The sequence below is a fragment of the uncultured Roseibium sp. genome (assembly GCF_947494555.1).
In the GTDB taxonomy this organism is placed as follows: Bacteria; Pseudomonadota; Alphaproteobacteria; order Rhizobiales; family Stappiaceae; genus Roseibium.
This window is the reverse complement of the sequence record NZ_CANLVF010000001.1, coordinates 868,551-883,406: the sequence shown is the minus strand read 5'-3', so window position 1 is coordinate 883,406 and position 14,856 is coordinate 868,551. Positions and strand designations below refer to the sequence as shown.

Below are 14,856 nucleotides of genomic sequence, written 5' to 3'. Positions count from 1 at the left end.
AGGACTGGATCCCGGTCTTGTCGCTGCGCGTCAAACCGGGATGACAAACACTTTGCACCCCCGGAACACCTCAGACTTGTCATCCCTGCGAAGGCAGGGATCCAGTAATCGCCAACGCCTGCGGACCTTATCGCCGCAAGGAGGACTGGGTCCCGGTCTTGGCGCTACGCGCTAAACCGGGATGACAAAGTTCAAAAGCAGGGGTTTTCGTCCGTGGTGTCAATCAATCCCCAAAAACTAAAAATCCCGGTCTGCCAATACCTGGCAAACCGGGATTTTCAAAGAGCGTTTCAGATGAATCTGGAACCGGCTTATGCAGCCTCCTCGTCGCGAACTTCCTCCAGGAAAGTGTTCACGGCGTCAGAGAGGTTGGACGCGACCTGACCGAGTTGTTCGGCGGACACGCTCAAGGTTTCGGATTTCTGACGCGTCTGGTCGATGGAACCGGAGACGCCCGACACATTGGTTGCCGCAGCCTTTGCACCATCCGAGGCAAAGGTGATGCTCTGGGTGATCTCGCTGGTGGCCGCGTTCTGCTCGTCCACCGAAACAGCGATCGTTTCACTGACGGAGCGGACCTCTTCAATCTTTTCAACGATTGAGCGGATCGCCGCGACCGACTTCTGGGTCGAGGACTGCACACCGGAAATCTGGCTGGCAATCTCGTCGGTCGCCTTTGCGGTTTGCGTGGAGAGTTCCTTCACCTCCGCAGCAACAACCGCAAAGCCCTTACCGGCTTCGCCAGCACGTGCGGCCTCGATCGTGGCGTTCAATGCGAGCAGATTTGTCTGTTCGGCAATTGCACGGATGATCTCGACCACTTCACCAATTTTGTCGGCAGTTTCTGCCAGAAGCGAAATGTCCTTGTCGGCTGAAACGGCCGTTTCCGCGGCAGTGGAGGAAATCTCCGTTGCAGTTGCCGCCTGGCGCGAAATCTCGCCAATCGAAGCTGACAACTCCGCAGCAGCGGAAGCAACCGTCTGAACGTTGGTCGTTGCTTCTTCCGTCGCCGAATTGGCTGCCCGTGCGCTCTCATCAGCATGCAGCGCAATCGTCACCATTTCGTTGGCGTTGCTGCTGACACCCTCGGTTTCGGCTGCCAGCTGGGTCTGGATCTCGGTCACCGATGTCTCGAAATGCCCGATGGCGTTTTCCAGCTGTGCGCGGCGCTGCCGGCGCAGGACACGGCCTGCTTCCGCTTCGTCCTCAAGCTCTTTCTGCCGGATCAGTTTGTTGCGGAAGACTTCAGATGCGCGGGCGATATCGCCGATCTCGTCAGGGCGGTCCGTATCAGAGACATTAACGTCAAGATTGCCTTCCGCAAGCTGTGAGATCGTATCGCGCTGACGGCTCAGCGTCTTGCTGATGGCAAACACCTGATGAACGGCCAGTGCGAGTGCGAGACCGGTCAGTGCAACGGCAATCACGGTCAGCCACAGGATCTCCGAATTGAGCTGGGCGGAATCAGCGTCAGCGGCCGCTTCTGCCCGGTGAATCAACTCATCCGACAGGCCTTTCATGAGATTAAGCCGCTTGGTGGCCATTGCGAACCAGACAGCGCCTTCGAGCCCCTGGGAATCATTGGTTTCCGGCAATGCGTGAATCAGCTCCCTCCACGCGAGTGCCTGGTCCACGTCGGCTCCCTTGACCATCTCCTTCATCATGGTCTTGTGTTCGGGGAGCGCGACCGAGGCAAACTCCTTCATAAAGGCCACTTCGCCGCCGTAGTGAGTCATCACCGATTTGAAGGTTTTGAGATTCACGTTACCGGTGAGATTGAATTCGTTGAGCAATGCTGCCCCGGTCGCTCGCTCCAGACCGCCGGATTCCATGGCCTCGACGATTGTCAGATAGGGCAGCAACTCAGAAGTGATCGCCTGCGAGGGACTGGACTCGGTCGTGACGCCGATCACGTGGATCAGCTCATGGACTTCCTTCGTATATCCCTTGATGACGTCTCCGACGGTGAATTGCTTGGCGTCAATCGCTTCTCGGAAACTGTCCGTCTTGTGAACTTCTTCGGCCACGTGCTGGAGATCGGCCAGCATTTCATCGTCATTCAGATCAAGACCGGCAAGATGCTCGTCGAATATCTTGAGAGCAGCATCCGATTTCGGGCGCTGAGCATCGAGCTTGGCCCTGACCGCCGGATCGTAGTCCGACTTGATCAGGCTGACACTCATGCCACGTTCCTTTTGCAGCTCGTGAATGAGATTGCCGCTGTCTTCGGCAATGCGTGTCATCGGCCGCATGTAATCGTGATGCCACAGTTGAACCGACTTTTCATAGACGTTGAATGTTGCGAAACCGATCACCGCAAGCAACGGGACACCCGCGAGGGCAGCGATCTGCAGCTTAATGCGCTTCATTTTTCTCGTCCCCTCCAGAACAAAAATCATTCCTTAGAGAGTGCCGGGGACGCATTACTTGTTACTTAACGTCAGATACGCATTTGGCAAAATACGACGTCAAAATCACAAAATGTCAAATGAATCAATTTCAGGTGGTAAAACTAAAAAGCGACCACGTGACATTTTTCACAATGATGTTTTGCGTTAGGATGAAAACCAGGTTTGAAGTTGGTGCGCAGACCCTCAATCGCACCCTGAACGTACAGGAACGGTGCCGCGCCAATGTAAGCGCTTTCAGATGCGCGCCTCACGCTCCTACCAGGTCGAACCAGCCGTCTTCGGAAATTACCTCGATCTCAAGATCCTGCGCCTTCTTGAGCTTCGACCCGGCACCGGGACCTGCGACGACGAGATCTGTCTTTTTCGACACCGAACCGGACACCTTGGCACCAAGACGTTCAGCCATCGCCTTAGCCTCATCGCGAGTCATGCGCTCCAGCGATCCGGTGAAGACAACGGTCTTTCCGGCAACCGGTGATCCCGACGCATCCACTTTTTCAGCATCCTGCGGCGTAACTTCCATCAATAGCGCGTCGAGCTGATCGCGATTGTGAGCCTCGGCAAAAAATGCGGCCAGCGCCTCAGCAACAATCTGCCCAATCCCGTCGATATCGTTCAGATCCGCCCAGGCTTCACCAGCATCGTCATGCGCCACCTTCATCGCCTCGTAAAAGGCAGCCCAGGAGCCGTAGGCCCGCGCCAGCAGCTTGGCATTGCCCTCTCCGACATGTCGAATGCCGAGTGCGAAGATAAACCTGTGGAGATCAACCGACCGGCGCTGATTGATCGCCTCGAACAGGTTCGCAGCGGACTGATCGCCCCACCCTTCTCGATTGCGCAGCTTGGTGAGTGAGCGTTTGTCGCGCTCCTCCAGCGTGAATATGTCCGCTGGTGCCATTACAAGACCATCCTTGTAGAAGGCATCCACCTGCTTGTCGCCGAAGCCCTCGATATCGAAGGCATTGCGCGACACAAAATGCTTGAGCTTCTCCGTTGCCTGTGCGGGGCAAATGAGACCGCCGGTGCAGCGCCTGACGGCATCTATACGGCCGGTCTTTTCGTTTTTCTCCCGAACCGCATGGCTGCCGCAGGCCGGACAGATCGTCGGAAAATCGAACGGTTTGGCATCGGCAGGGCGCTTGTCCAGATCGATATCGACGATCTGCGGAATGACGTCCCCGGCGCGCTGGATCTTGACCGTGTCCCCGATCCTGAGGTCCTTGCCGTCGCGGATGGGCTCACCGTCCTGACCGATACCCTTTATGTAATCTTCGTTGTGCAGCGTCGCGTTGGAAACCACCACGCCGCCGACTGTAATCGGTTCCAGCTTTGCGACCGGTGTCAGGGCGCCGGTGCGCCCGACCTGAATTTCAATGTCGTTCAGAACCGTATAGGCCTGTTCCGCGGGAAACTTGTGCGCAATTGCCCATCGGGGCGAGCGGGAGACAAAGCTGAGACGCTCCTGCAGATCCAGCCGGTCAACCTTGTAGACGACACCATCGATATCGTAGTCGAGCCGGGCCCGGTCCTCTTCAATACCGTGATAGACACCGAGAAGCTCCTCGACGGTCTCGCATCGCTTCATCAGCGGATTGATCTTGAACCCCCAGGCTTCAAACAGCTCGACCATACCGGTCTGCGTGTCGGTCGGCATCGCGCTCAGCTCACCCCAGGCATATGCAAAGAACCTGAGCGGACGCGACGCGGTGATTTCGGACTTGAGCTGTCTTAGAGAGCCTGCGGCGGCATTTCGCGGATTGGCAAAGACCTTGCCACCATTTGCCTCCATTCGATTGTTCAGGTCCTGAAAATCCCTGTGTGCCATGTAGACTTCGCCGCGCACTTCAACGACGTCCGGGACACTTCCTGCCAGTTTTTTCGGGATGTCCCCGATCGTGCGCGCATTCGCAGTCACGTTCTCGCCAGTGGTGCCGTCGCCGCGCGTTGCCGCGTAGACAAGTTCGCCCTGTTCATAACGCAGGGACAGCGACAGACCGTCGATCTTCGGCTCCGCTGTAACGGCAAGCGCACCCATCAGCGGATCGAATTTCAGGAAACGGCGGACGCGCCCGACAAAATCCTGCACGTCTTCGTCGCTAAAGGCGTTGTCGAGCGACAGCATCGGCACGGTATGCGCGATCTTGCCGAAACCGCTTGCCGGCGCGGCACCCACCTGGGCAGATGGACCGTCGGCAAGGGTCAGCTCCGGGAACCGTTCCTCAATCGCCGTATTTCGGCGGCGCAAGGCGTCATAATCGGCGTCGGATATCGTGGGCGCGTCTTCCTGATGGTAGCGACGGTCGTTTTCGGCAATCTCGGTAGCAAGGCGCGCCAGTTCCAACTTTGCCTGATCGGCAGTCAGGTTCTCGACGCTTGTGGCCTTGGTATCCGGTGTACCGATCGTTTCCTCGCTCATAGCCGCCCCTATTCTGCTGCCGTCAGAAGCTTGCGAGCGGCGGCCCGCGCCTCTTCGGTAATCACACTACCCGCCAGCATGCGGGCAATTTCCTCGCTTCGATGATCATCGTTTATCCGCTGCACGCGCGTCGCGACTCGGTCCGGTTTGGCCGCTTCCTTGGCAATCAGAAAATGGCCTTCCGCGCGCGCTGCCACTTGCGGCGCGTGCGTTACAGTGAGTACCTGGACACTCTCTGCAAGCCGGGCCAGGCGGACACCGATCGCCTCGGCGACGGCACCACCTACACCGGTATCGATTTCATCGAACACCAGCGTCGGCGCCGATCCCCTGTCCGCGAGCGACACTTTCAACGCCAACAAGAAACGTGAAAGCTCGCCTCCCGAGGCAACCTTCATCATCGGCCCGGGACGCGTGCCGGGATTGGTCTGAACATGAAATTCAAGCTGATCGGTACCGGTGCGGCTGCGCTGGTCCGGATCGCTCGCCAGCTCCACAAGAAACCGCGCGCGTTCCAGTTTCAGATCCGGCAGTTCGACTTCGACCGCTTTTTCAAGAGCACGCGCAGCTTTCGTTCGTTTGCCTGAAAGGGACGCAGCTTTCCGGTCGTAGTCGGCGCGGGCCTTCGCCGCCGCGTCCGCAAGCGCTGCAAGTTTGTCTTCCCCCGCATCGAGATCCGCAAGATCGGACGCCATGCGCGAACAAAGCGCATTCAGCTCATCAACCGGAACCGAATATTTGCGGGATGCCGCTCTAAGGGCAAATAGCCGCTCTTCAACGCTTTCCAGCTCGCGCGGGTCGAATTCCGTTTCACGCAGGGCACTTTCAAGACCGCTGCGGGTTTCTTCCAACTGATCGAGTGCCTCCGCGAGCGTTTTCACGGGCTGCGCAAGGAGCTGAGGCACCTGATCCGCTTTTCGCTCAAGCCGGCGCAACAGGCTCGCGAGTTCCGGGATGGGCGATGCCGAACCGTTGAGCGTCTCGAATGCCTCGTTGAGATCACCGGCGATTTTCTCAACCTGCATCATGTCCGTTCGCCTGGCAGCCAGCTGTTCTTCTTCTGCCGGTTCAGGCTTGAGCTGGGAAAGTTCTTCGACAGATGACCTTAGATAGTCCGCTTCCTGACGGGCCGTCTCGATCCGCCTTTCGTGTTCAATCACGGCTTTTTCAGCTGATCTGAATGCATTGAACGCTGCCGCGACTTTCTCCGCATCGCCCGTCAGTCCACCAAAAACATCAATGAGTGCCCGGTGGCTATCCGGATCGACAAGCGCCCGGTCGTCATGCTGACCGTGGATTTCAACCAGCAAACCGCCCGCCTGGCGCATCAGGCCGGCACTGACGGGCTGGTCGTTTACAAAGGCTCTCGTGCGGCCATCGGCAGTCTGGATCCGCCGCAGGATAATGTCGCCTTCATCGTCGACGTCGTTGTCCTTTAGGAAGGTTCGTACCGGGTGGCTGGGGGCTACGTCGAATACTGCCGTCACCTGTCCCTGGGCTTCGCCGTGCCGGACGAGATCTGCATCGCCGCGCGCTCCCAAAGCAAGTGAAAGGGAATCGAGAAGGATCGACTTGCCCGCACCGGTCTCACCGGTCAGTACCGACATACCAGCGGAAAAATCCAGATCGAGACGGTCAATGAGTACGATGTCACGGATTGACAGCGTGACCAGCATGAAGGCGAGCTCCTCGGACTTAGTTGCGGCCCATCATTCGGAGGAGCCGAGTCGTCTTTCCAGAACCCGTTAAATACTCCTGAATGCGCGGCTAATCCAGCTGCCAGAATCTTCTGAAGGCTCGAATCCGCCCTTGTTCAGAAGCGAATAAGCATCCTTGTACCATTGCGTGTCAGGATAATTGTGCCCAAGGACAGCGGCGGCGGTCTGAGACTCGTTGACCACTCCAAGTGCGTAGTAAGCTTCTGTCAGCCGGAAAAGCGCCTCTTCGACATGACGTGTGGTCTGAAACTCGGTGACCACGGCTCTGAAGCGGTTAATGGCAGCAACGTAATTCCGGCGCTTGAGATAGTAGCGGCCAACCTGCATTTCCTTGCCCGCGAGCTGGTCTTCGACAATGCGAAGTTTCTCTTCAGCATCCGGCGCGTAATCGGATTCAGGAAACCGCTGGATAAGCTCGGTGAACGCTCCGGCAGCTTTTCGCGTTACCGCCTGATCGCGGGTAATGTCCGGCATCTGACGGTAATAACTTTGACCGGCGAGATAGAGCATATATGCCGAGTCCTCGTCGCCTGGATAAAGCGTTACGAACCGGCGCGCCGCAGTCACGGTCTCGGGATACTTGCCGCGCGAATAGTTCAGATATGCCAGGTTGACAAGGGATTTCTTGGAGTATTCCGAATAGGGATACAGCTTGTCGATTTCTTCGAACTTGGTCGTGGAATCGCGCAGCTTGCCTTGGGCGCGCAATGCCAGTCCCTCGTTGAACAAAACTTCAGCGGGCGTATCGTTCAGCGCCAGCTCGTCAAGATCTTCCTTACCGCTGCAAGCAGCCAGAAAAATCGGGGCCGCGACGACCGCCATTTTCAAAATGAATTTCATGCGAAAGGTCCCGCTCACATCAGAACCAGATAAAATTCCGTTCACACCTTTACTCCCGGACCGCTTCCGGTCCATGCGGCCGTACAGGTTTTCCCGGCCTAACTTCTAAATGACAGGAGTGTTTAGCGGAATTCCCCTGTCCCCGTCACGTCCACACCGGCGATCTGACGGTTTTTTTGAGCATTTTTATGGCAACATGCACAAATTACAGTGAAATCCGAAGAAAACACTGTTTGGCCAAAGGAAACGTCTGGCAATTGGCTCAGGAGACGTCGGGGCCGAATGCAGCTGCGGCGGCAAGTCCGCCCTTGCTGACCTGACCAACCTGCCGGAAGGCCGGAGCCTCGACAACCTCGAACGCGTCCGGATCTTCAAACAGTTTGACCAGCACTGCGTGGTTCATTTTGTGTCCGCCCTTATAGGACCGGTACATTCCCATGATCTGCAGACCTGCAAGCGCAAGGTCGCCTACCGCATCAAGCGCTTTGTGCCGTGCAAACTCGTCCGGCCAACGGGTGCCTTCAGGGTTCAGAACCTTGTCTTCGGAGATGGCGACCGAATTGTCCAGGGAAGACCCGAGGGCAAACCCCATCTTCCAGAGCTGCTCAACATCCTTGACGTTGCCGAACGTGCGGGCCCGCGACAAATCATTGCGGAAAATATCCGGTGTCATTTCCGACACGAATTGCTGCCGGCCGATCACCGGCGTGTCAAAATCGATGGTGATGTCGAACTTCGTACCGTCATGCGGGTGCAACTCGCACCACGCGCTGCCATTGTCTACACGAACCTTTTTATTGATCTTGAGATAGCGGCGACCGCGGTCGAGCTTCTTCAGGCCGACCTGTTCAATCGCCTCAACAAAAACCGCACTGCTGCCATCCATGATTGGCATTTCCGGGCCGTCAATTTCAACGATCACGTTATCGACGCCCATTCCGAACAGGGCTGCCATGAGATGTTCGACAGTCGAGATACCGTCTTTGCTCGGATCGCCGAGCACCGTACAAAGCGCAGTCGCGGAAACCTTGTCCCACAGTGCCGGCACCTCGGCGGCGCTGTCCTGGTCGGTTCGCGTGAACACGACACCGACACCGGCATCGGCAGGGACCAGTGTGATCGACGCGGGTTTTCCCGAATGAACGCCGATTCCGGTCAGCGTTACCTGCTCGGCAAGCGTCGTCTGTCGGTCAACATGTGTGGTCATAAAACCCAGCCCTTCCGGTTTGCGACCGAAAAGCCCTCAATTTGCCCCAATGCACATACGGACTTTTAACGATCACCAGTTGGTCGCGAAGATAGTCGCGTTCCTCAGTAGAGCGAAATAAAGCTTTATTACGGTTTGTAACGATTCACAGGCGAACAAATCATTGAATTAAAAAGGGAAATTATTACGTTAGGGAAGCAGCCCGAAACTTGCGCTCCGGGCTGCCGCGATCCGGGAAGAAGATCGCAAAACGAATCAGTTGGCCTGGCGGCGCAGGAACGCCGGGATCTCCAACTGCTCGTCATCTGCGGCACTGACCGGCTTGGGCGCAGCTCGGCCGGTATCGTCCAGATTGCCTGTCGCGCCTGGCGAAGATGCCCTCGTTTGCGGCGCGCGCGGTGCTGGAGCCGGCTGCAGCTGCGGTGCCCTGCGGGCAACCGGAGCTTCGACTTCCTGCTCCTCTTCGTCTTCGCGCCTGCCAAGACCGTTGGCAAGCCTGCGCAGCAAGCCCATCGGACGTCGATCTTCGTCACTGTAGTTTTCTTCGGCTTCGAATGAAGCCGCAGGCACGGCAGCAGGAGCCGGCTTTTGAGCAGCAGGCTGCGGCTGCGCCGGGCTCTGCTGCGAAAGGATTTCACGCTGAGCGATCGGCGGGAAGTCCTCTACACGCGGCATCCGCGGTGCCGGGCTGTGCTCTTCAGCTACCGGTGGGATGTAAGGCTGACTGACCGGAGCATCTTCCACAACAGGTGCCGGTGCATCCTCTTCCAGATCCATCATGGGTCTTTTTTCGGCCAGCGGTGTGCTGGCCGGTTTGACCCGCTTGATCTCGACGTCCGGATCGCTTGCCACTGCAACAGGCGCCGGCTCAGGGATGGCAAGCTCCTTTTCCAGGTTGGCGACGGCCTGCGCTGCCGCACTCGCAGCCCCTGCCTTAGAAGCGGCCGGAGCCATCTTCTGAGTGGAGATTTCCGCTGGCCGGGACATCGCCGGTGCTTCGGAAATCAAGGACTGTTCAGCCGATGAGGGAAACATATCCGCTTCAAAGCCCGCCTCCTTGTCGATGCCGGTTGCCACCACAGACACCCGGATGATGCCATCAAGCGTCTCGTCAAAGGTGGCACCCAGAATGATGTTGGCGTCGGAATCAACTTCTTCGCGGATCCGGGTTGCTGCCTCGTCCACTTCAAACAACGTGAGATCGTTGCCGCCGGTGATCGAAATCAGCAGACCCTTGGCACCCTTCATGGAGGACTCGTCAAGCAGCGGATTGGCAATCGCTGCTTCGGCTGCCTGCTGCGCGCGTTTTTCACCGCTCGCTTCGCCCGTTCCCATCATTGCCTTGCCCATACTACGCATGACGGAGCGGACATCGGCAAAGTCGAGATTGATGAGGCCTTCCTTGACCATCAGGTCGGTGATGCAGGCAACACCGGAATAAAGTACCTGGTCGGCCATTGCGAAGGCATCTGCAAACGTCGTCTGCGCATTCGCGATCCGGAACAGGTTCTGGTTCGGTATGACGATGAGCGTGTCAACATTCCGCTGCAGCTCGTCAATCCCGGAATCGGCAATGCGCATCCGGCGCGCACCTTCGAACTGGAACGGCTTGGTGACAACACCAACCGTCAGGATGCCCTGCTCACGCGCTGCACGGGCGATCACGGGAGCCGCACCGGTGCCGGTTCCGCCGCCCATACCGGCGGTGATGAACACCATATGCGATCCGGACAGGTGATCGTTGATTTCGTCGATCACTTCCTCAGCGGCGGCAGAACCGACTTCCGGCTGGGAGCCTGCACCAAGCCCCTCCGTAACAGCTACGCCCATCTGGACGAGCCGCTCGGAATGGTTCATGGCCAGTGCCTGGGCATCCGTATTGGCGCAAACAAAGTCGCACCCCTGGAGGCCTGCTGTGATCATGTTATTGACGGCATTTCCGCCCGCACCGCCGACGCCGAAGACCGTAATGCGCGGTTTCAGCTCCTGAATGTCGGGCATCTTCAGGTTAATGGTCATATTATCCTCGCGACCCATTGGATCCCCCGATACGGGAGATCCGTCTTCTTCCCAAACTTCAACTGCCGCTCCCGGCAGCTCCAATTCCTGGTTGTCGTCTTCTTGGCTCATGTCGTCAGAAGCTTTCCCTGATCCACTGACCCACGCGGGCCAGGTAACCAGATTGTCCGCCCCACCCCACTCGACGGTTCTTGTGTTCGAACTGTTCGATTTGAGCGACTTGCGGATAAATCAAGAGGCCAACAGCAGCGGCAAAAGCCGGTCCTTTGGCAGCCTCGGGAAGACCGGCGACGCCTAGAGGCCGGCCAAGACGGACGTTGCGGCCCAGAATGTGACGCGCAACCTCTCCAAGACCCGTAAGCTGACTGGCGCCCCCTGTCAGAACGATCTGCTTGCCGACCCGGCCGGCAAAGCCGGATTCGGTTAGGCGATCTCTCACGAGTTCAAGGATTTCTTCCACGCGCGGACGGATGACGCGTGTCAGCGCCGAGCGAGGGATTTGATTCGGCAGATCGCTGTCGCTTTCAAGCGGCGGAACCGTCAACAGGTCGCGATCGTCGGAACTGGACGCCAGCGGCGAGCCATAAAGTGTTTTCAAACGCTCTGCATCCTGCAGGCGCGTTGCAAATGCACGGGCGATGTCGGTGGTCACGTGATTGCCACCGACGGCAATCGCATCGAGATGAACCATATGGCCATCAACAAACACGGAAAGCGTAGTGGTTCCACCGCCCATATCGATGCAGGCGACACCGAGTTCGGCTTCATCGTCAACGATGGTGGACAGGCCGCTTGCAAAGGGCGTCGCGACCATCGTCTCCACATGCAGATGGCCGCGGTTGATGCAGAGTTCCAGATTGCGCACCGGCGGAACTTCCGCTGTCACAACCTGCATATCGACACCCAGCTTGTGTCCCATCATGCCGCGCGGATCACGAATACCGCGGCTGCCATCAAGCGAATAGGAGATCGGCAGCGCGTGGGTCACAGCCCGCCCGTCGGTTACCGAATGACTCGAACCGGCGGACAAAACTCTTTGAATGTCCGCTTCCGAGACACTGTCTCCGGCAAGCGGCACACCGGCGCTGTAAACCTCGCTCCGCAAACGGCCGCAGCTGATGTTTGCAATCAGGGATTCGACGGTAACGCCTGCCATGCGTTCCGCGCTGTCAACCGCAAGCCGGATCGCCTGCTCGGCCGCGTCCATATCGACGACGACACCGGACTTGATCCCGCGTGAACGCTGATATCCGTAACCGAGAACCTCAACCTTGTGAGACCGGCTCGACAGAACAGCGTTGTCCTCATGCGGCACAAGTTTCGCGATCAGGCAGCAGATCTTCGTCGACCCGACATCAAGAACAGACATGATGACAGACCGGCGGGTTGGCAGGGGCCGCATTCTCGGCAGATAGAGATTTTTATCGGAGCGACTCAAGTGTCCTGCTCCTTGTTGCCCGACCGATTGCGTCCTCCGGTCATGATCTTGCGCTGCTCGGCGGCTTCGTCAGACAGGCGCACCGTGACGCGATCCGCAAGACGCATGTCGATGGCAACGATATCGCGCGACAGCAATCCGCTGTCTTCGTCCATCCCGACGAGATCCGCGAGTGCGGCTTCGAAATTCTGTTCCGGCAAGCTGATGGATATCCCGTTTTCCAGCTGCAGGTCCCAGCGCCGGTCACTGATCAGGAACGCGGCCCGCACCCGTGGGCGCAATTCCGGGACGCTTTCGAGCGCGGTGTTGATTTCCACTGCCCTGCGCTGCGCACCGTGATTGACCACAAGCAGCAGATTGGCATAACGCCCGTCAACATCATCCGTGATCACGTCGCCGGCTTCGTTCACGATCGAAACCAGGTCCCCGCGCTGCCAGAGCGCATAGGGAATTCTCTCTTCGATCTTGATCTGCAACGTGCTGGGGTAAAGCTTCATGACGGAAGCGTTTTTAACCCAGGCCATCGTGTTGAGCCGCTCGCGCGCACCAGCAGCATCAAAGAGGGCAAGTGATGTTCCCTCGTGAATTTCCAAGGCTTCGAGGATCTGAAATTCGTTGATTTCACGTTGCCCGGAGAGCTTCACAGCTTCGATGCCAAACCCTGCCGCAGACAGCAAGGCATCGGAAACGAGCCGACCGTGGCCGCCTATGACTATTCCATAACCAATTGTTAAGGTTAAGAAACCAAGTGCAGCAGCGGAGCCCGTCCAGCGCGGGAGGTCGGCAAGCCGTCCAGCCGAACGCCAAACAGGCTGCCGGTGCAAACGCGACACACCGCGCCCACGCGGAGCCAATTCGGCCTCCAGCGACGTCATCACGTCCCGTTTCCATTTGCGACCTAGCGACAGCAACTCGCGTCCTCAACCATCCAACTGACCAGATCCTTGAAACTCATCCCCTTATGGGCCGCCATTTCCGGCACAAGAGAGGTTGGCGTCATGCCTGGCTGCGTGTTCACTTCAAGGCAAATCAGTTCTCCGGTTCCGTCTTCGCGTTCGTCGAATCGGAAATCGGCCCGGGAAACACCACGGCATCCCAAAGCCTGATGCGCCTTAACCGCTAGTGTCTCTATGGTTTGGTAAACAATCGGTGAAATTTTTGCAGGAAGAATGTGTTTTGAACCACCTTCTACATATTTTGCATCATAATCGTAGAAGCTGTGGCCCATCGGCACGATGTCGATGACCCCAAGCGCCCTGTCATCCATGACAGCGCAGGTCAGCTCACGGCCGTCGATAAACTTTTCGCACATCAAAACGTCAGGATATGGCCAGTCCGCCCTGCTGAGCTCTTGAGGCGGAAACTCTTGATCTTCCTTGACAATCAGGACACCGAAGCTCGACCCTTCATTGATCGGCTTGAGAACATACGGCGGCTCCATCGGGTGTTCGCGCTGGATGTCATAGCGGTTCACAATGATGTCATGGGTGACCGGGATTCCGGCTGCCTGCATCACTGCCTTGGCCTTGATTTTATGCATCGCAAGGCTGGAGGCCATCACTCCGGAGTGAGTGTAGGGAATGTTAAGAAATTCTAAAATTCCCTGAATGCAACCGTCTTCCCCGAAGGGCCCGTGTAAAGCATTAAAGGCGACATCCGGCTTCAGTTTCTGAAGAACGGCGGAAATATTCCGGTCCACATCCACCCGGGTGACCTTGTAGCCGGCCTCTTCGAGTGCATCCGCGCAATCGCGGCCGCTTGACAGGCTGACTGGACGCTCGTTGACCCAACCGCCCATGAGGACGGCAACGTGTTTCTTGGCCATTTACGCGGCCTCCCCTTCCTGTCCCAGAAACGGTTCGACGCTCCCGGATTCACCGAAACGCCCAAGGCGCTTGATTTCCCATTCCAGACGGATACCGCTGTGCCGCAGGACGCGCGCACGCACCGTTTCCCCGAGTAACTCCAGATCGTGCCCCGTTGCCGATCCGGTATTGATCATGAAGTTGCAGTGCATTTCCGACATCTGGGCGCCTCCTACCGTCAGCCCCCTGCATCCGGCTGCGTCGACTTCCTTCCAGGCAGAGCTGCCCGGCGGGTTCTTGAAGGTCGAGCCACCGGTCTTTTCCCGGATTGGCTGTGCCTTTTCCCTATGATCGACGACATCCGCCATGTCCTGCCGGATTGATGCCTCGTCCTGCCGGGTGCCTTCAAAAACGCCGCCGGTAAAGATCAGATCATGCGACGCCGAGGAATGACGGTACGCATATCCCATGTCGCGATTGCTCAGCACATGCCTCGCGCCTTTCCGGTCCACCGCCACCAACTCGACCATACGGTCGCGGGTTTCGGTTCCGTGAGCTCCGGCGTTCATGCGCAAGGCACCGCCCAAACCTCCGGGAATGCCCGTGTAGAATGCAAACCCACCAATTCCAGCCTTCGCCGCTGCTTCGGCAAGCCGCTTGTCCGGGACTGCGGCGCCTGCCCTGAGACGGTTTTCACCGATTTGATCGACAGCACCAAAACCTTTCGCACTGAGTCGGATGACAACGCCCTCGAGGCCGCCATCGCGAATCAGGAGATTGGAACCGAGCCCGACAGGCAGGACGGGAATGTGAGCTGGCAGTTTCCTGAGAAAGGCCGCAAGATCGTCCTCGTCGGCCGGTTGGAACAGAAGCTGCGCCGGCCCGCCGGTCCGAAACCACGTCACCGCCGACAGCGGTTGATTGGGCGTCAGCTTGCCGCGAATTCCTTCCAAAAGATCCGGATATTCAGCGAGGAGGTCGGGATAGCTCATGATTTCCCGT

At 57.9% G+C, this 14,856-nt stretch carries 10 protein-coding genes; all 10 read right to left on the bottom strand.

The window, feature by feature from the left end; all coding sequences use genetic code 11:
- Positions 1-311 precede the first annotated feature (311 nt).
- The 10 genes from Q0915_RS03930 to murB all read right to left on the bottom strand — a co-directional run bounded on the left by Q0915_RS03930 (position 312) and on the right by murB (position 14,846).
- The gene (locus Q0915_RS03930) at positions 312-2,369 is read right to left on the bottom strand and encodes a nitrate- and nitrite sensing domain-containing protein (RefSeq protein ID WP_299473552.1); all 2,058 of its coding nucleotides are present in this window, start codon (positions 2,367-2,369) and stop codon (positions 312-314) included.
- 289 nt (positions 2,370-2,658) lie between these two features.
- Entirely contained in the window at positions 2,659-4,827 is a 2,169-nt protein-coding gene (ligA, locus tag Q0915_RS03925) for an NAD-dependent DNA ligase LigA (RefSeq protein ID WP_299473548.1), read from the bottom strand.
- An 8-nt stretch (positions 4,828-4,835) separates the two neighbouring features.
- Positions 4,836-6,503: a DNA repair protein RecN gene (gene recN / locus Q0915_RS03920; RefSeq protein WP_299473545.1), complete on the bottom strand. Its 1,668-nt coding sequence runs from the start codon at positions 6,501-6,503 to the stop codon at positions 4,836-4,838.
- A 69-nt stretch (positions 6,504-6,572) separates the two neighbouring features.
- On the bottom strand, positions 6,573-7,385 hold the full coding sequence (locus Q0915_RS03915) for an outer membrane protein assembly factor BamD (RefSeq protein WP_299473542.1): 813 nt from the start codon (positions 7,383-7,385) through the stop codon (positions 6,573-6,575).
- A gap of 262 nt (positions 7,386-7,647) precedes the next feature.
- Positions 7,648-8,592 (bottom strand): UDP-3-O-acyl-N-acetylglucosamine deacetylase, encoded by a 945-nt coding sequence (gene lpxC, locus Q0915_RS03910; protein ID WP_299473539.1) that lies wholly within the window; start codon positions 8,590-8,592, stop codon positions 7,648-7,650.
- Between the two features lie 255 nt (positions 8,593-8,847).
- Entirely contained in the window at positions 8,848-10,611 is a 1,764-nt protein-coding gene (gene ftsZ, locus Q0915_RS03905) for a cell division protein FtsZ (protein WP_299474686.1), read from the bottom strand.
- Positions 10,612-10,726: 115 nt separating this feature from the next.
- Positions 10,727-12,013, bottom strand: a complete 1,287-nt coding sequence (gene ftsA, locus Q0915_RS03900; RefSeq protein WP_299474683.1) for a cell division protein FtsA — start codon at positions 12,011-12,013, stop codon at positions 10,727-10,729.
- Between the two features lie 32 nt (positions 12,014-12,045).
- Complete coding sequence (locus Q0915_RS03895) at positions 12,046-12,924, bottom strand: cell division protein FtsQ/DivIB (protein ID WP_299474680.1); 879 nt, start codon at positions 12,922-12,924, stop codon at positions 12,046-12,048.
- A gap of 23 nt (positions 12,925-12,947) precedes the next feature.
- Positions 12,948-13,874 (bottom strand): D-alanine--D-alanine ligase, encoded by a 927-nt coding sequence (locus Q0915_RS03890; protein ID WP_299473536.1) that lies wholly within the window; start codon positions 13,872-13,874, stop codon positions 12,948-12,950.
- Positions 13,875-14,846 carry a UDP-N-acetylmuramate dehydrogenase gene (murB, locus tag Q0915_RS03885; RefSeq protein ID WP_299473533.1) on the bottom strand — a complete coding sequence of 324 codons (972 nt, stop codon included), beginning with the start codon at positions 14,844-14,846 and terminating at the stop codon, positions 13,875-13,877. It lies immediately after the preceding gene.
- Positions 14,847-14,856: the final 10 nt, after the last annotated feature.